The organism is Bacillus cereus group sp. MYBK245-2 (assembly GCF_051916145.1).
In the GTDB taxonomy this organism is placed as follows: Bacteria; Bacillota; Bacilli; order Bacillales; family Bacillaceae_G; genus Bacillus_A; species Bacillus_A pacificus.
The window spans coordinates 252,416-271,661 of record NZ_JBQAGB010000003.1 but is presented as its reverse complement, the minus strand read 5'-3'; the positions used below and the strand labels follow the sequence as shown (position 1 = coordinate 271,661).

The window sequence follows — 19,246 nt, the reverse complement described above, 5'->3', positions numbered from 1 at the left end:
GTTTCATACTATCCAATAATAATTCTCTCTTTCGGGTATTTATAGCGAGGTGGCTGTTCTCTTCCACCACTAGCTAGTATAAATGTTAAAATACCTACACGCCCGATAAACATAAGTACAATGAGTACAAGTTTACCAACAGTTGTTAAATCTGGCGTAATACCTGTCGATAGTCCTGTCGTCCCGAAAGCAGAACAGACTTCAACAATTAAACTCATAAGCGGTACATTTTCCGTAATAGATAAAATAAATAGTGCTGTGGCACATAATAAAATCCCCATTGTCATAACGACAGATGCTTTCAGCACGTCCTCTTCATGTAGCTGACGTTTGAAGACTCTAACCGTTCTCCCGCCTCTTGCAAAAGTGTATAGTGACAATATACTAACAGCAAATGTTGTTGTACGTATCCCGCCCCCAACCGAACTTGGAGATGCTCCTATAAACATTAATATACTCATAAATAAAAGCGTCGGTTGTGACAATTCAAGTATATCCATTGTAGCAAGTCCCCCACTTCGCGTCGTCACAGATTGGAATAGTGTATAGAAAACTGTTTCATGCCATGACTTTCCTGCTAAAAAATGATTTCGTTCTAGTAAAAAAATCATAATCGTTCCAACGACCACGAGCGCAAAAAATGTTGTTGTCGTCAATTTTGTAAATAACGAAAAACGAAATAGTTGCTGTCTCCTTTTACTAAGGAATTGTTTCACTTCCATTAATACAGGGAAGCCGATTGCTCCTAAAATAATAAGTAACATATGAATCATTTGAACAATGTAATCTTTTTTATACGGAATTAGCGATTGTCCTGTTAAATCAAATCCGCCGTTCGTAGTTGCACTAACAGCTGCAAAAAAACCGTGAAAATAAGCTTCTTGCCAAGTTGGAAAGTAAAGTAAGAATCTTGTACCTAATAATATTGCTCCAATAAGCTCTATTGAAATAATTACAATTAAAATAGAACGCATCAATTCTACAAGACCTGATAAATTCCCTTGGTTATGGTCTGCCATAATCAGTCTTCTTCTCTGCAAACCAATCTTTTTTCCTGTTATAATCCAAACGAATGTACCTAGCGCCATAATTCCTAAGCCGCCCAATTGTAAAATAAGGGCTAAAATAATAATTCCTGCCGTAGTAAATGTATCTGAAATCGTAACAACAGACAGTCCCGTAACACTTACCGCACTAACAGATGTAAAGAGGGCATCGATAAATGTCCATTTCACATCAGCCTTTGTAACAAACGGTAAACTAAGTAATATTACCGATACAACTACTGCTAATAAATAAAACAAAACAATGAGTTGTACAGGACGCAATTTTTGTAAAAACTTTTTTATATCTCTCATTCCATCACTTCGCTACCTTTTTTTCTATCGATTAAATAAAGAAAAATCTTCACTTTCTTTATTTGTAAATAACTGCTCAAATATTTTAGCAAATACCATTCCATACACAGTTCCGTTACCTCCATATGGCAATGCATAAAATAAATTATGTATCTTATTATCTTCTTTTAAAATAGGGAGACCATCGTGACTACCGCCAAATGCCGCCGCCCAATAATACTCCGCCTGTATATCTTTATACTGCGGGAACATCTCTTTTATAATGTTAATAAGGACGTCACGCTTATGCAATAATTTCGTATCACCGATTGTTTGAATTTTCATTACTTCATCCAATCCACCTACAATAATACGATTTTCATACGTCCTAAAATATAAATAAGGCCTTGCTGTTTCCCAAATTAATGATTGCTCATACCAGCCTTCAAATGAATCTACCTTATTTGTCACAACTGCATATGATGTTTCCACTGTTGTATTTTTTTCTTTCTTTCCGAAAAGTGCTTCATAACCCGTCGCTATAATAATATTCTTTGCTACAATTTGATTTCCTGTTTTCGTATAACAAATTAAATCATTTTGACGTTTTTTTATATGTATGGCCTCTGTATGTTCATATATAGTAGCACCCATTTGATTTGCTTTATGCAAAAGGCTATGCGCTAATAAATACGGATTTACCTCAGCATCACCATGTGTATATAATGCCGCTTGTCTTGTAAAAGGATACCGTTCCTTAATATCAGATGCTGTAAAATACTCAACTGGAAACTCATAATTCTGTAACGTTTTGTATTCTTCTTGTAAAAATGAGACATCTTCACTTTTACTTGCATAATATAAACTACTTCGCGGAATAAACTGGGGATCAATATCGAGAGTCGGTACAACTTTCTCCATTGTTCGTAACGCTTCGTAACAAAGCTTATATGCTCGCACCCCTTTTTCTTCGCCAAATGTATGGATAAGTGAGGTTAACGATTTATCATGAAGAAATTGTAATAACCCTGTATTAGCAGCTGTGCTACCACATGAAATCATATTTTTTTCAATAAGTGTAACGCGCATTCCCATTTTCGCTAACGAATACGCTATTTGAGCACCTGCTTCGCCACTTCCAACTACAAGCACATCACATATCATATCATTTTCTAACGATGGATAACAAGGCATAGAAGCTCTTGTATCCCAAAACAACTTACCAATCATAAGCTTCATAATTATACTCCTAAAATATAAATTTCTCCTTCCTATGTTTTGTTATTTTACATAAAAAAATCCAACTAACATATGCTAGTTGGATCTTTTTATTTTTACTTAGAGCGCTCGTCAAGCCAATCTCCAATCGTCGGATACGTTTGTTTTACCGCTGTTCCACCGTAAACAATCGACATATGTCCCGTTGGTAAACATACATATTGTTTATCTGTGCTAGAAATATGATCTAGCAACGCTTCTACTTGGCATGGCAGGGCGATATGATCACGTTTCCCTGAAATATTTAAGACATTCGCCTTAATATTTGCAAGGTCTACCTTTTGTCCGCGAATAACGAGTTCACCCTTAACCAATTTATTGTTTTGATAAAAATCACGAATCCACTGTCTGTATGATTCACCTGGGAACGGAATGCCATCGCCAACCCACTTTTGAACTAACCTCCAGCTTTCAACGAAGCGCTCATTCTCTGAACGATCTACTAAAGCAACATATGGACCAACAAAGTTCGTAATTGGTTTTAACATTTTGTTTCCGAAATCAATCATTTCTGGCGGAATATTTCCAAATGTATCAACCGCTTTATCTAGATTGAAGTATTTCTCATCTAATAAAGGACCATATAATCCTGTTTCAGAGAAATCAAAAGGACTTGTCATAAAGATTAGGTTACGAATTGGCATATGTGGATGAAGTGCCGCATAAATAGAAGTTAGCGTTCCCCCCATGCAATAACCAAGTAAAGAAATCTCGTCCGATTTTGCAGTTCGCATTACTTTTTTCACTGCTTTTGCAATATAATCAAACACAAAATCATCAAATTTCAAATGACTATCTTCTAAACCAAATGTGCCCCAATCAAGCATATACACATCAAAACCACGGTCCACTAGATATTCCACTAAACTATTTCCAGGAGTTAAATCCATAATATATGGTTTATTAATAAGAGCATATATTAATAGAATTGGAACTCTTTGTGTTTTTTCTTGTTTTGGAATGTAGCGATAAAGCTTCGTCTTATTCTTCGTCCAAATAACCTCTTTCGGCGTTAATCCTACTTGTGGCTCTGGTTCACGTAATAAAATTTCACTCGCCCTTTTCACTCGGCGATATGCTTTTCGGTACTCTTCTGGGTATAGCTCTAATTGCTTTTCCCATTCTGTTGCGAATGTAGTCATTTTTCTATCTCCTTTTTGGTCAATTTCCTTCTAAAAAAAAGAAGTGCATTCCTGCTATGGATATGCACTTTTTTCTTACTTCATTACATATATAATCCGCCGTTAATGTTTAATTGCTGACCTGTGATATAAGCACCGTCACGGCATAGGTATACTACACCTTTTGCAATTTCATCAGCTTGACCAAAACGTTTTTTCGGGATTTTAGCGACGATTTTTTGACGTACTTCTTCTGGCACTTCTGCTACCATTTCAGTATCAATAAATCCTGGGCAAATAGCGTTTACAGTTACATTTGTTTTTGCAAGCTCTAATGCTAATGATTTTGTAAATCCTAGCATACCTGCTTTCGCTGCTGAGTAGTTTGTTTGTCCAAATCCACCCGCTTGACCAATAATAGAAGAAATGCTAATAATTCTACCTTCTTCCGCTTCCGTTATGTATGGAAGTACCGCGCTTGTCGTATTAAACACACTGCTTAAGTTCACGTCAATTACGCGTTCCCAATCTTCACGATTTAACTTTTTGAATGTACGATCTCTTGTAATACCAGCATTATTAACAAGAATATCAACTTTACCAAAATGATTCACTGCTTCTTCCACAAGTCGGTTTGCGTCTTCTACTTTAGAAACATCTGCTTGAACTGCATAAACGTCATGTCCTTCTTTTCCTAGTTCATTTACTAAGTTTTCAGCTGCCTCTTTACTGCTGTTATAGTTAATAACAACTTTTGCGCCCTCTTGTGCTAACGCTACTGTGATCGCTTTTCCAATTCCTTTTGCCCCACCTGTTACGATTGCTACTTTGCCATTTAATTGAACCATTTCTTTTCCCCCTTAAATGAATTTGTGAACGACTATTATGAATCATTTTGGTACTCATACTATGGAGTCCCTATATAATTATGTTTCGCTGTTTATACATAGAAAAGAGATTCTCCCTTTCTCTTTCATATGTTATAAACAAGCGCTATTATCACTTTTTATTTTCTGGCTTATTCGTAGGTTTTACTTCTTCTTTTACAGGTTCTTGTAGTTTTGCTAGTACTGCGTTTTGCTTTTCTAGCAATTCTAAAATTTGATCAACTTTCGTTTCTAATGTGCGAATATCTTGTTTTACTTTCGTAACATCGCGCTTTAATGTAGGAGCTTGTCCTACTGACTCTACCTTATCTTCTAGAAACTCCTCAATGTTATCCACTTTATTTTCTAAGTTAATAACAAGCGTAGCCACTCTAGCGATATCCTCTTTCGTAGGCATATTCACCTGCTCTAAATAATTTTTTGTCGTATCATTTAATGCTTTTTGATAAAACAAATTCAAATCTAGAACGCTGCCCATCCAAGCAGAATATTCTTCTGTTTTAATTGTTTCATTGAGCGCTTTTCCCCAAAATGTTTCGGTTTGTTCATAAGCATTTTTCCATGCTTGTAGTGGATCGAATTTTTGATCAATCACTTTACCTACACTCCCTTTTTCGTTTTTGAAACAATTCAACCTATTCATTATTTTCTAATATTCTGAATAAAACTTCAAGTCTATATTTTATTTTTTTCTATTTTCTAACAAATGTATTGACTTTAAAAACAGATAGGTGTAAATTGCACTTATAAGCAAAAAATTCCATCTAACTGATTCATGAGGTGATGCACAATCATGCTACATAATGAACCAGAACAACGCGAAAGTTTGGAGAACAACCAAGCAAAACAACCAAACTCCATGCCAAAAAACTTCTTAGTTCCCTTCTTACTTCTATGTCTAAAAGACTGGAGTCTTCATGGTTACAAACTTATTCAAATGCTAATGGATATCGGCTTTTCTTCTGTTGACCAAGGTAATGTCTATAGAACACTACGCAAATTAGAAAAAGAAAACCTCATTTCTTCTACTTGGGATACAAGCGAAGGAGGGCCAGCAAAAAGAATTTATTCTTTAACTGAATATGGAGAGAAATATTTAGCAACATGTGCAACTTCTTTTGAGCATTACCAAAATATGCTGCGAACGTTTTTCACGTTATATACGAACGCATTCTTTCCATTTGCCACTTCTCCAGAAAAGGATGAAAAGGATTCTTCATCTTCACCTGGTGGTACAGCAGAGTAATCTGCGTTCACAATATGCAAAAAAACATTTGGGGGTCAAACAATGGAAACTAAACCATACGAATTGGTCGATGCATTTTGGAAAAACTGGTCTCAATCTCTTTCCCTTTTCTCTTCAGCTGGGAAACAATTAGAGCAACTTACTTTAGAAACATTAAAACAACAACAAGACGCTTTGCATAAATTAACATCAGGAGTAGATGAACTGGAAAAAGAACTGCAACAATTTACTACTCAATTCAATAATCAATATACAGATTATGTGAAGCAATTGACTGGAAACTCCTTAAATGATCAAATTAACGAGTGGCAAGACAAGTGGAAAGAACTTTCTGCTCATATGCAACAGCTAACTGTTTCTCCTACAAAAACATCTTTGTCTATCCTTACTCAAACAAGCGGTCAATTTGAAGAAACAACGAAGCAATTTATTGAACAGCAGCAATTACAACGTGAAGAGGCTCAAAAACAGTTAGAAGGTTTTTTGGAAGATTTCAAGACAAAACAGTTGGAACTCGCAAAAAAGTTCGAGGAAAACTCAAAAAATCTATTTACTTCCATCAAGTAAGAAAAATGTGGGAGCTAACTGCAGCACAAACAAAACTCTTTCTTCCTCCTACTACATCAAGATGGCTAGCATTTTTCGATATGGAAAAGAAGGAGGACAAAATGAATCCATTTCAAGAAGCACAAACCGTCCCGGAGCTTCGTTATGATGAGATTCAAGTCGGTGATCAAGCATCACTTACAAAAACGATTACGGATGAGGACGTTATCAATTTTGCAAAATTGACTGGAGATGTGAATCCTATTCATATTTTAGACTCTTTTGCAAAAACGACAATGTTTAAAGAACGTATTGCTCATGGTATGCTCGTTTCAAGTTTTATTTCTACCATCCTTGGAACGAAACTCCCGGGTAAAAATACGATTTATTTATCTCAAAACGTTTCATTCCGCGCTCCTGTCAAAATCGGCGATACACTTCGCGTTGTGGCAGAGGTCATCAAAAAACGTGACGATAAAAAAATCATTACGTTGCAAACAAATATATATAATCAATCGGATGATATTGTCGTGGAAGGTACAGCGACAATACTAAAAAAAGAGTAGCAATTTTTGCTACTCTTTTTTCTATCCAATAACTTCTAATCACACCGATTACTTCCGCGTATGAGCACGCCGGTTCCACATAAAATAACGGTACCAGTTCAGATACATACTTAGCTGAACTGGATTACTCATAAGGATGTGTATCATCATGGCAAAAACAAACAAATTACTAGTTCCAGGTGCTGAACAAGCACTTGATCAATTTAAATATGAAATTGCACAAGAATTCGGCGTAAGCTTAGGGTCTAATACAGCATCTCGTTCTAACGGATCAGTTGGCGGTGAAGTAACAAAACGTCTTGTTTCTTTAGCTCAACAACAATTACGTGGATAACAATATAACATATGGCTTAGAGGCAGATATTCTCTGCCTCTTTCTATTTTTAACATACATAATGGTGCTTTTTCACATACTAGTAAAAGCAAACTGAAAGGAACGATATGTAACATGAAACGGATTAACATTCACATGAGTCCTCCCCGTGTTCTTACTTTGTCTTTTATTATGTTATCAATTATCGGTACATGCTTATTAAAATTGCCAATTGCTACAACGACGTCTATTTCATGGCTCGATGCTTTATTTACAACCGTTTCTGCTTGTACGGTTACAGGGCTTGGTGTTGTGGACACAGGGAAAGTATTTACCTTATTTGGCCAATGTGTCATTTTAACACTTATACAAGTGGGCGGACTTGGCATTATGAGCTTTGCCGTTTTAATTGCGATTATGCTCGGCAGAAAAATTGGCCTTCAAAACCGAATTTTACTGCAACAAGCATTAAATCAAACGAATATAGGCGGGGTCATTCGTCTGGCCAAAGCATTATTTTTATTCTCTTTTACAGTCGAATGTATCGCTACTTTCATTCTCTCTTTTGAATGGGTTCCGAAATATGGGATTGCTAAGGGGATCTATTATAGCTTTTTTCATTCCATCTCTGCTTTTAACAATGCAGGTTTTTCTGTTTGGAGCGATAATTTAATGTCCCACTCTCACAGCATTCTTGTCAATCTCGTCATTTCCTCCCTCATTATTTTAGGTGGGATTGGTTTTACAGTAATCGTAGATATAAAAAGAAAGAAAAATTTTAAAAACCTTACATTACACTCAAAACTTATGCTCTCTTCTACTCTAATCGTCAATATTATTGCGACTGTTTTTATTTTTATATTCGAGTTTCACAATTCTCTTTCTATGAGAGGCTTTACCCCATTTGAAGAAGGCATGGCCGCTTATTTTCAAGCAGTTTCAACGCGTACTGCCGGTTTCAATACAGTTGATATTTCTGCTTTATCGAAGCCTTCCCTACTATTAATGATGCTCCTTATGTTTATTGGCGCTGGTAGTGCTTCAACTGGTGGCGGGATTAAGTTGACAACATTTTTAATCATGTTTTTTGGGGTATTTAAATTTTTACAAGAACAAGATGATATTGTCGTGTTTAAAAAATCCATTAAAGATACCCTCATTGTCAAATCATTGACCATCGCTATTATTTCTATTTCATTTATTTTTTTTGCTATTTTAATTTTAAGCATTACTGAGCGAGTTCCTCTATTGATGAGTGCTTTCGAAGTATTTTCAGCATTTGGGACTGTCGGTCTCAGTATGAATTTTACACCACACTTAACGATGATTGGAAAAGCTATTATTATCTTTATGATGTTTTTTGGGAAGATGGGACCTTTAACATTAGCTTTTTCATTTGCACGTAAAAAGAACCGGAAAATAAAATATCCGAATGAAGACATTTTAACAGGTTGACAACCGTATAAATTATCCATATAATGAGAGTACAATAGCATATCTCCAAAGGGGAGTAGCGTCCAAGAATATTTCTTGGAAACAAAGTCGTCATTACGTAGAACTTAGTTCTTCCGGCTTTGTTGGCATTTTTATTACATATGTCTAGCAAGACCTTTGCCTATTAACGGCAGAGGTCTTTTTTGCATCCATTTCCAAATTCTTCCAAAGTTAATAGGCAGGAGTATGGGGAAACTAAATAGTGGGGATTTCTTCACTTATTTAGTACTTATAGAAATGAGAGGAGAATGTACATGGATGTATCATTATTATTGGAGTATGGTTGGGTATTACTCATTCTAATTGCACTAGAGGGGATTTTAGCGGCTGACAACGCTCTTGTTCTTGCAATTATGGTAAAACATTTACCAGAAGAAAAAAGAAAGAAAGCACTATTTTATGGATTAGCAGGGGCATTTGTTTTCCGTTTTGGATCGTTATTTATGATTTCGTTCCTAGTCGACGTATGGCAAGTGCAAGCAATCGGTGCCATTTACCTTATGTTTATCGCTGGTAATCACTTATTTAAAACGTATGTTAAAAAGAATACAGATGAAGAAACAGAAGAAAAAGAAGCAAAGAAAAAACAAGAGAACTTTTGGTGGACTGTATTTAAAGTTGAAGTTGCAGATATCGCCTTCGCAGTTGATTCTATTTTAGCTGCTGTTGCATTAGCAATGACTTTACCAAAAACAGGATTAGGTACAATTGGTAGTCTTGATACTGGGCAATTCGTTGTTATCTTTGTAGGTGGACTTATCGGATTAATCATTATGCGATTTGCAGCAACTGCTTTCGTACAAATTTTAAAACGTAAACCAGGACTTGAAACTGCGGCATTCTTAATTGTAGGTTGGGTTGGTGTGAAACTAGCAGTTTATACGTTAGCACATCCTGCATTAAATGTAATTCCGCATTCATTCCCAGAATCTACACCATGGAAGCTTACATTCTGGATTGTATTAGTTGGAATCGCAGCTGGTGGTTGGTTCTTCTCAAAAGAAGTAGAAACAAAAGTAGAAAAGAATTTAGACGAAAAAGCGCTGTAATTACAGCGCTTTTTCTTTTTACCCTTCCCCCACTCAATGTCCAGAAAAAATTCTATTATACTATTTTTTGTAAACGTTTTCTTAATATATGTATGTCCTTTTTGTGAAATATTGCACAAACTTATTGAAACTAAGACAGAATCGATGTACTTTATTCATATAAGGAGTATTTATCCCGCTTTAATGGGCAGTAAGACCCCCACCTCAAAATTCAGCGAAAACAAAGAAGTTAGGTGGGGATCAACTGCCCATAAAAGCCCGATTGGTTCAACTAATAATCAGTGGGAGATGAAGAACCCCCCCACTGATTAAAGTTTCACTTTATAGATGATGTACTAAAGGAGCGTATTACTCATGCTAGAACAAGGATTAGATTATGTTGTCAAACTGGCTAAGAGCAAAAAACAAATGCTAGATACAAACCCGATGCAATATTTCATACGTGCCACACTTGCGGGTATTTATATCGGTTTTATTATTGTACTATGTTTTAAATTAGGTAACTTTTTTCACATTGCAGATTCACCAGCAACTTATTTAGCTGCTTCTATGTTTTTCGGAATTGCCCTTGTACTTATTATATATGGTGGTGCTGAGTTGTTTACTGGAAACACAATGTACTTCACTGTAGCAACTTTAAGAAAAGAAACAACAATTGCTGATACACTTCGTAATTGGATCGCTTGTTATGCAGGGAATTTAGCTGGTGCTTTATTCTTTGCCTTACTATTTTATGCAACTGGCATTTTTGAAGCAATTGATCACGGTCATTTCATGAATAAAGTAGTAGAAGGAAAAATGAATACACCTACAATGCAACTATTCTTTAAAGCAATTTTATGTAACTGGCTTGTATGTCTTGCTTGTTTCTTACCTTCTCAAGTTAAAGGTGATACAGCAAAAATTATGATGATGATGATGCTCGTTTTCACATTCTTCTTATCTGGTTACGAACATAGCATCGCAAACTTATCGCTGTTTGCTTTATCTTTAGTTTCACCGCATCCGGAGACAATTTCTTTTGCAGGTGCTATTCATAACTTAATTCCAGTTACAATTGGTAACATTATTGGCGGGTCTATATTTGTCGGTATGGTATACCATTACTTAACAAAGAAAGTACCTGACGTGAAACAAGAAGAAACTGAATTAGGAGCAGCTCAACAAGAAGAAATCATTCCGTTGCAAGCGCATATGAAACATTAAAAACTCCAAAGTTTTACTTTGGAGTTTTTAGCTCCCCACATATTTAACAACAAGATTAGGGTTAATCTCTCCTTCTTCCTTTCCCTTATTCATTCTCTGTTTCATCTTATGCATACCGATGACATCATTCGTATGAAAATGTATTTCATTCACATATAGACCCTCTTTACAAAAAGCCTCTACAAAATCTAATCCACTTTTTTCTCCCCATCCCATATTGAAATCAAGGGAAAGAACATTCACCTCATAATCTCGTACCATTTGCAAAGCACATTCTACTGTAGTTGCGAGCACGTAACCGTACGGACAACTTCTTTGATCATCCATATATACATTCATTTTCTATCCCCTCTCTATTTTGCATACGTGACCAACATGTAACATATTGCTCCAAGACTAATAAAAGGACCAAACGGTATTTGAGTCCTCATTTTCATACGTTTTAATACGAGACCAGCTCCAAAGAAACAAAGACTAAAGCAAGATGCTAAAAATAAAACGATAAAAATCCCTTTCAGTCCCACTATAAATCCAAGTAACGAAAGTAATTTTATATCACCTCCCCCAAGCCCTCCTGGATATATCTTTTGCATGCAGTATAACAAAATGAATATAACGCAACTACCAACTATACTATCTATCCAAGTGACTAACGGTACAAAAACACATTCTAAAATGAGTAAACAAGCAAACCAAGCTAAAATACGATTTGGAATTAACATATATATGTAATCTGTAACTGAAATAATAAGAAGTAACGAAAAAAGTGATAAAACGATAATAAGCTCTCGTTCCACCCCAATCATATATACAGTAAGAAGACATATCATTCCAGTTATAAGTTCAAATACTACGTACAAAGTTGAAATTTTCCTCTTACAATTCGTACAACGTCCTCTTTGTATACAAAAAGAAATGATTGGAATCAATTCTTTTGGCTTTAGCACATACTTACAATAATGACAATATGAACGCGGGGTTATGATAGACTCCCCTAGCGGAACTCTCATCGCAATTACCATAAAAAAAGAACCAAACACCATCCCCGCTAACAATGCATATACATAAGTGAACATCCCTTCCTCTCCTTTCCAGAAGAACATAGCAAAAAAAGGAGAGAACTTCTACTTCATATTATCTCTATTCTATTAAAAAAGCAGGCCATTTTCTGGCCTGCTTTCCCCTATTTTATACGATGAAATATACTGCTTTTAATGGTCCATGTACTCCGACAACAAGATTCATTTCTATATCTGCCGAGTTACTAGGTCCTGTAATAAAGTTAATACAAGATGCCACTGTCTCGCCATTTTCTACACGCTTGTTCATATCCTCAACTGCTTGTGTAATACGAGGCACAAGTGTTTCACGTGGAATAATAGCAAAGTATACAGTCGGTAAAAAGTGTAAAGAACGACCTTGGCCTTTATGACTTTGTACAACGATCGTACCAGATTCAGCTAAAGTATAATCACTAAATACAATTCCAATATTCGCTCTTTCCGCGATACGCATATTCTCTTCTTTTTTCTCAGAATCCCATACGTTCACTTCAACATTTTGCTTTGGAAGTTCTTCTTTAAATAAAGAAGTCAACCCATAAGAATCAAAACGTTCATCTGCCGATAACATAATAGGTCCCCCGCCGTTTTCAACGATTACTTTTTGAATATCTTCACGTAAACGGTCGTTTGTCGTTTCCACAACAGTTGTATGAATGTTTGTACATTGATTTTTAAATACTTCTAACAATTCTTCTTGTGAATAATTTTTTAACGTTTCTTTATTCACATTATTTTTCCATACTGGACGTTTTACACCATCCGTTTTACGCGCGCGTCCAAGTTCTTTTGCAATATTCTCTAGAAAGGAATCACGGTTTTGAATTAATCCTGTCATTATTTGTCCCCGCCTTTCTTATGATCTTTATACCAATCACGGAATCGTTCTTTACTTGGAGCCGGGAATTCACGAATATCTGTCCAGTTTTTAAGTGGCCCAACACCTTTTGATACACGGTTACCAGATGTAAATGGACTCATTGCTGCTGGCGCCATCTTTGATCCCATTTTATATAAAGCTGCTGAAGATGCACCCATACTAAACATTTTCATTGCTAATTTTTCTGCAAGTGGAGCACGCCCTTCTTGCTCAACGATAACTTGACGATGTTTTAATAATAAATCATGCAATGGAATTTTTACTGGACAAGCTTCTGTACACGCTCCGCATAAACTAGAAGCATAAGGAAGCTCTTTGTAATCATCATATCCACCTAAAAGTGGTGTTAATACCGCCCCAATTGGTCCTGAGTATATAGAGCCATATGAATGTCCACCAACATGTCGATATACAGGGCATACGTTCACACAAGCAGCACAACGAATACATTGCAACACTTGACGGAATTCAGATCCAAGAATTTGAGAACGACCATTATCAACCACAACTAAGTGGAATTCTTCTGGGCCATCTACTTCCTCTTCTTGAGTTGGTCCCGCTACCGTTACATAACTTGTTAACTTTTGACCTACTGCACTACGACATAGTAAACCAACTAAAACATCTAATTCTTCCATTGTCGGAACCATACGTTCCATACCCATAACCGCAATTTGTGTTTTTGGAATCGACATAACAAGGTCAGCATTACCTTCATTTGTTACTAAACAAAGAGAGCCAGTATTTGCAACAGCGAAGTTACAACCTGTCACACCAATTTCTGCATCCATAAATTTTTCACGAAGTTGTTTACGAACAAACTTTGTCATTTCGTATGGATCATCAGAATTTTCATAGCCAAGCTTTTCTTTAAATACATCACGAATTTGCGTTCTATTTTTATGAAGAGCAGGCGCAATAATATGTGAAGGTGGATCGTTATCTACTTGCAAAATATACTCTCCTAGATCACTTTCTAACACTTCACAACCGATTTCTTCAAGCGCATGGTTCATACTAATTTCTTCTGTTACCATTGACTTTGATTTTACTACCTTTTTTGCCTGCTTCTTTTTTGCAACGTCTTGAATATACTTTGCTGCTTCCTCCTTCGTTTTCGCAAAGTACACATGTCCGCCTCTTTTTGATACATTTTCACTTAACTGCATTAAATAATAATCAAGATTTTCTAACGTATGTTGACGAATTTCTTCACCGAGTTCACGCCATTCTTCCCAGTTTCCTAATTCATCCGCTGCTTTTAAGCGATTCGTATATAAGCGTGTTTGTGCAGAAGATACTGCTCCGCGCATAAACGAATCTTGAATTCCATCGCCAACGCGATCATTAAATTTTTTCTCACTGATTTTCATAGACATAGCTTATGTTCCCCCTTCATGAGCGACTATTCAGTACCTCAGCAATATGCATGACTTTTATTTCTTTTCCTAAACGCTCAATACGTCCGCCAATGTTTAACAAACACCCACAATCTGCACCGATTAAATAATCAGCGCCTGTTTCCATTGCACTATCTACCTTTTCATCTACCATTTGCTCAGAAATTGGAGTCATCTTCACTGAAAACGTTCCCCCAAACCCGCAACAATTTTGTACATTTGGTAACTCTCTCACTGTTAACCCTTTTACATTAGATAATAAAATTCCTGGTGCCTCTGTTACTCCAAGCATACGTGTCATATGACATGATTTATGAATAGTAGCAATCCCTGGTAAACTTGCACCAACATCAGTAACCTTTAAAACGTCTACAATAAATTGTGTAAATTCATATGTTTTATCAGCAACTTTTTGTGCACGTTTAGCCCACTTCGGATCATCTTTAAAAACATGCGGATACTCATGAAACATTGTCGCACAAGAACCAGATGGCGTAACGATATATTCTGCATCTTCAAAAGTTTCAATCATATGTTTCATCGCTTCTTTTGCCGCTTCTACATGGCCGCTATTATAAGCAGGCTGGCCGCAACAAACTTGTGCTTCTGGAAATTCAATTTCACAACCTAAACGCTCCAACACCTCAACTGTTGCTTTGCCGACATTTGTTTCAAACATATCGACTAAACAAGTAACAAATAAAGTAACTTTCATAATTATTACTCCCCCTTTTTACAACTCCACCAACAAAACATATGGTCATCAGATGACTAAGGAGAGAAGAAATAGGCTCAACCATGGCCTATCCTCTCCCTCTTCTAAAGAAAACGCTTACTTAATCTCTCTCTATTTTATCAGAAAATTAGATTTTTAAAAGATTAAATTAAGAATTTATATCGTTTCTACCTGTGACAATATGTTCTACATTTGTTAAATGATCTAGCATTGCTTGCTGCGCTAATTCTACATCTTGCTTTAACACTGCATCATATATAACTTGATGCTCTTCTATAAGTCGTTCTGATGTTGTTTGTTCACCATATAAAATAATGCGTCTTGATTCACCAATCGTTTCAGCAATCATCTCTGAAACATGATTCATAAGTTCAAGCAAAATGTTGTTATGCGAAGACTCCGCAATTCCCATATGGAACTGAAAATCTGCTTTTTCACCAGCTTTTTCATCTCCAACGCTCTTTGCCATTTCATCTAACCAATGCTTCATATTTTGCAAATTATCTTCCGTACGTTTTGCCGCAGCTGCTCGAACTGCCCCCACTTCAAGCACCTTTCGTACTTCTAATAAATTCAAAATATCTTCTTTCTTCATCAATAATCTATTGTTTAATGATTTTGTTAATGAAGAAGAATCGAAGTTCTTCACATATGTACCTTCTCCTTGTTTCATCTCAATTAAGCCCATTGCTCTTAGCGCACTTAGCGCTTCACGAACAGCAGATCTACCAACTTGAAACTGCTCAGCTAATTGATGTACAGGAAGTAGTTTGTCACCAGGTTTTAACGTACCATTTTTAATCATTGTTAAAATAGCTTCAGATACTTCTTCGTAAATCTTTTTCGGTTTAATAGATTTGTACTCCAGTTAAATCACCTCAGTATCTTCCAAACAACAATTGAAACGATTTATAAGAACTTTGCATCATAACTATTTTAGAACGAATTAGTAAGAAGTACAAATGTTTTGTTCATAAAATCGTCAAAATTCCGATATTTATTACATATTAATTTATATCTTACGTATAATTATTGTCTTCCATATAAAGAGCATGCCCTAAAAATTAGAACATGCTCTCCTCATCCTGTACTTTCAATTTAATACTAACCGTCGTACCGTTCCCTTTTTCACTTTCAATCCGCCACTGTCCGTCATGTATATGAACAATTTGTCTTACAATTGCCAGGCCTAAACCTGTTCCACCATGTTGACGACTTCTCGCTTTATCAACTCGGTAAAAACGCTCGCCAAGGTTTTCCAAATGCTCTGTATCAATACCGATCCCCGTATCTTTTATGTTCAATTCACAATAATCATCTATCTGTCTGAGCGTTACCATAATATCCCCGTTTTGATTCGTATACCGTATCGCATTATCTAACACGTTATGAAGCACTTGTTGCATACGATCCTCATCAATCATTACAATGATTTCTGGATTTAAATTTGTTGAAATACGAATTTTCTTTTCTATAAACTTAATCTCATACGTATCTAACACATCTTCAATTAGTTGTGAAAAAACGATAGGTTGTTTCTTTAACGGAAAATGTTCCCCTTCTAATTGTGCCAAATCTAATAAATCATGAACGAGACGCTGCATACGATCTGCTTCTTTATGAATAAGCTGTGTTACTTTTTCCTGCTGTGGTCCCTTCGCTACACCATCTAAAATAGCCTCGCTATATCCTTTTATATAACTAAGCGGTGTTCTTAGTTCATGCGAAACGTTAGCTAAAAACTCCTTACGCTTTACGTCTTCTGTCTCCAAAGAATTTGCCATTTTATTAAATGCTTTTCCTAATCGCCCAATTTCATCTTCAGAAGAAATTGTAATTCGTTCTGAGAAATCCCCCGTAGCCAAATGATTGGCAACTCGTTCCATTTGCGAAAGTGGTTTCGTAATAGCAATAATAATTTTTCTACCAATCCATATTGTCAGTAAAGTTATAGCAAGTGCTAACGGTGCTAAAATAAGACCCATATCATATATTAAGTCTTTTATACTTTTTAAAGGAATATAAGAATATACAATACCAACTAATTTTTTATTTTCTAAAACAGGGATGACAACCCCCATAATATTACGGTCAAAATGTTCCTCGTATCCTATCTTTGTCACAGTTTTTCCATCTAATAATGTTTGCCTGTCCCCTTCACTTATAAGAGAATGATGGTGCACATCAAATGGTAAACATGCGCTTAAATCACGTGGGTTTGATACGAAAAGAACGTCTGAACTAGATATTTGATTAAATGCTCTTACTTTCTCTTCAAAAATTGATATTCCTTCGCGCTTATCATATTGCGCAGAAAGACGCTTCCCTTCCATTACTAATGAATCTTTTAAATTATCAACGTATAGTTTTTCATACGAGTATAAAGATACGAAATAAAGAAAAGAAACTGTTACAAATACTGCACATACTACTGTCAGCCAAAGCTTCTGTACCATCGTAAACATACATTACACCTCAAATTTATAGCCTACACCCCAAACAGTTTGAATGTAGTTTCCACTTTCTCCAAGCTTCAAACGCATCGTTTTCACGTGCGTATCTACGGTTCTTGTACTTCCGGCATAATCATATCCCCATACCTTTTCTAGCAATTGTTCTCGGCTAAATACTTGTCCCGTATGTTGGCAAAGAAAATAGAGTAAATCAAACTCTTTTACTGTAAGAGAAATTGGCTCACCATCCACCTCAATTTTCCTACTTTTTTCATTAATACGGATCGGTCCAAACTGAAATTCCTCTTGTTGCTCTTGCTTTGTATAACGCCTTAATACAGCTTCCATACGAGCAATTAATTCACCAGGACTAAATGGCTTTACAATATAATCATCTGCTCCCATACGTAAGCCGTTCACCCTATTCCACTCTTCACCTTTTGCTGTTAAAAATATTATTGGTACATCTAACGTTTTTCTAATTTCTTTACAAACTGAAAGTCCATCCATCTCTGGCATCATAATATCTAATACAACGAAATCATAATGATTTGTCTCTAATTTTTTTAGAGCTTCTTTTCCATTTTCAGCTTCTCCCCACTCGTATCCGAAATTATCTAAGTACATTCCAACAAGTTGCCTCATATCACTTTCATCATCTACAACTAGCACCCTATATTTACTCATTGTCCTTCCCTTCTCTCTCTATGAGTTGAAACGGTCCTTTTCCGACTTTAATTGTTTGTTTTATTTTCAAATTCTTCATATCCATGACGCACACTTCATCACTATCATAGCTTGCTACGTATCCTTCTGCTCCGCTCTTCAAAAATGCAAATGGGTTTGATCCTACTTCTACAGAAGCCACCTCTTTATACGTGCTAACATCAAACTTTCTAAGCGTATTCGAACCGTGACTTAATGCATATACATACTTATTATCCTTCGTAATATTCACAGGCATAAACGGAGCGTGTAAAGAACGTACCATTTCTCCGCTCTGCAAAGAATACACTAATACTTTCTCATTTACCTGATTTCCATCACCATGTCCGCCAATCCATATTTCTTTCCCATCTGGACTAATTGTTGCTCCCGTTGACGCTGGTGGAATCATAAAGGATTGTATTACTTCTTTTTTCTTTGTATCAATTGTCGTTAGCTTCGTATCATAAAAGTTTAATACAGATAACTGGTTATGGTACTCTACCATCGTTATTGGTCCTTTTCCTGTCGAAACATTCCCTGTTTCTTTTCCATTAATCGTAAAGAACCTTATCTTTTGGGCATTTTGATCGGCAGCAAATAATTGCTTTTTATCTTCTGATACGACTACATTTACAATGCCTTTTCCTGTTTTATATTTTCCCACTTGCCTTCCTTCTGCTAGTGAATATACATACATGTACTCTAACTGCTTACCATATACAAGTATGTCCTCACCATTTGGAAGTAGTGCAATCCCTGCCATTGGTTCGTTAAGTTCCCATGTCGTAATTAACTTTTTAGTATGTTTATCTACAAAACTAATACTACCTTCTTTTATATTCGTTGTTATAATAACACTTTTATCTTTAGCAATCGATGTATAGGAACTTCCTTGACACCCTACTAATAGAAATAAAAAACAGAGAAGAAAAACATACTTTCTCAAAAGATCCCCTCCATCTTCG

General features: G+C 35.9%; 21 protein-coding genes and 1 riboswitch. Of the genes, 7 read left to right on the top strand and 14 right to left on the bottom strand.

Features of this window, described 5'->3' with window-relative positions; translation table 11 throughout:
• Positions 1 to 8 precede the first annotated feature (8 nt).
• The 5 genes from ACTFRN_RS08475 to phaR form a co-directional block, all read right to left on the bottom strand.
• Positions 9 to 1,358, bottom strand: a complete 1,350-nt coding sequence (locus tag ACTFRN_RS08475; protein WP_001204696.1) for a TrkH family potassium uptake protein — start codon at positions 1,356 to 1,358, stop codon at positions 9 to 11.
• Positions 1,359 to 1,382: 24 nt separating this feature from the next.
• A complete protein-coding gene (locus ACTFRN_RS08470; RefSeq protein ID WP_014893196.1) occupies positions 1,383 to 2,576 on the bottom strand; it encodes an NAD(P)/FAD-dependent oxidoreductase in 1,194 nt (397 codons plus the stop codon).
• A 95-nt stretch (positions 2,577 to 2,671) separates the two neighbouring features.
• Entirely contained in the window at positions 2,672 to 3,757 is a 1,086-nt protein-coding gene (gene phaC, locus ACTFRN_RS08465) for a class III poly(R)-hydroxyalkanoic acid synthase subunit PhaC (protein WP_000206335.1), read from the bottom strand.
• An 83-nt stretch (positions 3,758 to 3,840) separates the two neighbouring features.
• Positions 3,841 to 4,584, bottom strand: coding sequence for an acetoacetyl-CoA reductase (locus ACTFRN_RS08460; RefSeq protein ID WP_000250412.1), 744 nt, complete (start codon positions 4,582 to 4,584; stop codon positions 3,841 to 3,843).
• 151 nt (positions 4,585 to 4,735) lie between these two features.
• On the bottom strand, positions 4,736 to 5,218 hold the full coding sequence (gene phaR / locus ACTFRN_RS08455; RefSeq protein WP_049111288.1) for a polyhydroxyalkanoic acid synthase subunit PhaR: 483 nt from the start codon (positions 5,216 to 5,218) through the stop codon (positions 4,736 to 4,738).
• A 198-nt stretch (positions 5,219 to 5,416) separates the two neighbouring features.
• Between phaR and phaQ the strand changes: the two genes are divergently transcribed.
• The 7 genes from phaQ (at position 5,417) to ACTFRN_RS08420 (ending at position 11,043) form a co-directional block, all read left to right on the top strand.
• Positions 5,417 to 5,869, top strand: a complete 453-nt coding sequence (gene phaQ, locus ACTFRN_RS08450) for a poly-beta-hydroxybutyrate-responsive repressor (protein WP_000903021.1) — start codon at positions 5,417 to 5,419, stop codon at positions 5,867 to 5,869.
• Positions 5,870 to 5,911: 42 nt separating this feature from the next.
• On the top strand, positions 5,912 to 6,436 hold the full coding sequence (gene phaP, locus ACTFRN_RS08445; RefSeq protein ID WP_000448589.1) for a polyhydroxyalkanoic acid inclusion protein PhaP: 525 nt from the start codon (positions 5,912 to 5,914) through the stop codon (positions 6,434 to 6,436).
• A 101-nt stretch (positions 6,437 to 6,537) separates the two neighbouring features.
• Positions 6,538 to 6,981 carry a MaoC family dehydratase gene (locus ACTFRN_RS08440; protein ID WP_001067916.1) on the top strand — a complete coding sequence of 148 codons (444 nt, stop codon included), beginning with the start codon at positions 6,538 to 6,540 and terminating at the stop codon, positions 6,979 to 6,981.
• A gap of 148 nt (positions 6,982 to 7,129) precedes the next feature.
• Positions 7,130 to 7,315, top strand: coding sequence for an alpha/beta-type small acid-soluble spore protein (locus ACTFRN_RS08435; protein ID WP_001140707.1), 186 nt, complete (start codon positions 7,130 to 7,132; stop codon positions 7,313 to 7,315).
• A 114-nt stretch (positions 7,316 to 7,429) separates the two neighbouring features.
• Positions 7,430 to 8,749 carry a TrkH family potassium uptake protein gene (locus ACTFRN_RS08430; RefSeq protein WP_000822322.1) on the top strand — a complete coding sequence of 440 codons (1,320 nt, stop codon included), beginning with the start codon at positions 7,430 to 7,432 and terminating at the stop codon, positions 8,747 to 8,749.
• A 38-nt stretch (positions 8,750 to 8,787) separates the two neighbouring features.
• Positions 8,788 to 8,953: riboswitch (yybP-ykoY riboswitch) on the top strand.
• Positions 8,954 to 9,042: 89 nt separating this feature from the next.
• Positions 9,043 to 9,837 carry a TerC family protein gene (locus ACTFRN_RS08425; RefSeq protein ID WP_000383322.1) on the top strand — a complete coding sequence of 265 codons (795 nt, stop codon included), beginning with the start codon at positions 9,043 to 9,045 and terminating at the stop codon, positions 9,835 to 9,837.
• Positions 9,838 to 10,191: 354 nt separating this feature from the next.
• Positions 10,192 to 11,043, top strand: coding sequence for a formate/nitrite transporter family protein (locus tag ACTFRN_RS08420; RefSeq protein ID WP_000893051.1), 852 nt, complete (start codon positions 10,192 to 10,194; stop codon positions 11,041 to 11,043).
• A gap of 27 nt (positions 11,044 to 11,070) precedes the next feature.
• Here the strand turns inward: ACTFRN_RS08420 and ACTFRN_RS08415 are convergent, their stop codons facing one another.
• From ACTFRN_RS08415 to ACTFRN_RS08375, 9 genes are all read right to left on the bottom strand, one after another.
• The gene (locus ACTFRN_RS08415) at positions 11,071 to 11,382 is read right to left on the bottom strand and encodes a cyclic-phosphate processing receiver domain-containing protein (RefSeq protein WP_001103780.1); all 312 of its coding nucleotides are present in this window, start codon (positions 11,380 to 11,382) and stop codon (positions 11,071 to 11,073) included.
• 14 nt (positions 11,383 to 11,396) lie between these two features.
• A complete protein-coding gene (locus ACTFRN_RS08410) occupies positions 11,397 to 12,119 on the bottom strand; it encodes a prepilin peptidase (protein ID WP_074567588.1) in 723 nt (240 codons plus the stop codon).
• Between the two features lie 112 nt (positions 12,120 to 12,231).
• Positions 12,232 to 12,942 (bottom strand): LutC/YkgG family protein, encoded by a 711-nt coding sequence (locus ACTFRN_RS08405; RefSeq protein ID WP_000147200.1) that lies wholly within the window; start codon positions 12,940 to 12,942, stop codon positions 12,232 to 12,234.
• Positions 12,942 to 14,363: a LutB/LldF family L-lactate oxidation iron-sulfur protein gene (locus tag ACTFRN_RS08400; protein ID WP_000061915.1), complete on the bottom strand. Its 1,422-nt coding sequence runs from the start codon at positions 14,361 to 14,363 to the stop codon at positions 12,942 to 12,944. Before ACTFRN_RS08400 ends, ACTFRN_RS08405 begins: the two co-directional genes overlap by 1 nt.
• A gap of 16 nt (positions 14,364 to 14,379) precedes the next feature.
• Positions 14,380 to 15,099 carry a (Fe-S)-binding protein gene (locus tag ACTFRN_RS08395; protein ID WP_000869149.1) on the bottom strand — a complete coding sequence of 240 codons (720 nt, stop codon included), beginning with the start codon at positions 15,097 to 15,099 and terminating at the stop codon, positions 14,380 to 14,382.
• 169 nt (positions 15,100 to 15,268) lie between these two features.
• On the bottom strand, positions 15,269 to 15,958 hold the full coding sequence (locus tag ACTFRN_RS08390; protein ID WP_254912616.1) for a FadR/GntR family transcriptional regulator: 690 nt from the start codon (positions 15,956 to 15,958) through the stop codon (positions 15,269 to 15,271).
• 226 nt (positions 15,959 to 16,184) lie between these two features.
• Positions 16,185 to 17,585, bottom strand: a complete 1,401-nt coding sequence (locus tag ACTFRN_RS08385; RefSeq protein ID WP_074567589.1) for a sensor histidine kinase — start codon at positions 17,583 to 17,585, stop codon at positions 16,185 to 16,187.
• A 3-nt stretch (positions 17,586 to 17,588) separates the two neighbouring features.
• Positions 17,589 to 18,260 (bottom strand): response regulator transcription factor, encoded by a 672-nt coding sequence (locus ACTFRN_RS08380; protein ID WP_074567590.1) that lies wholly within the window; start codon positions 18,258 to 18,260, stop codon positions 17,589 to 17,591.
• On the bottom strand, positions 18,253 to 19,227 hold the full coding sequence (locus ACTFRN_RS08375) for a YncE family protein (RefSeq protein ID WP_074567591.1): 975 nt from the start codon (positions 19,225 to 19,227) through the stop codon (positions 18,253 to 18,255). Before ACTFRN_RS08375 ends, ACTFRN_RS08380 begins: the two co-directional genes overlap by 8 nt.
• Between the last annotated feature and the right edge of the window lie 19 nt (positions 19,228 to 19,246).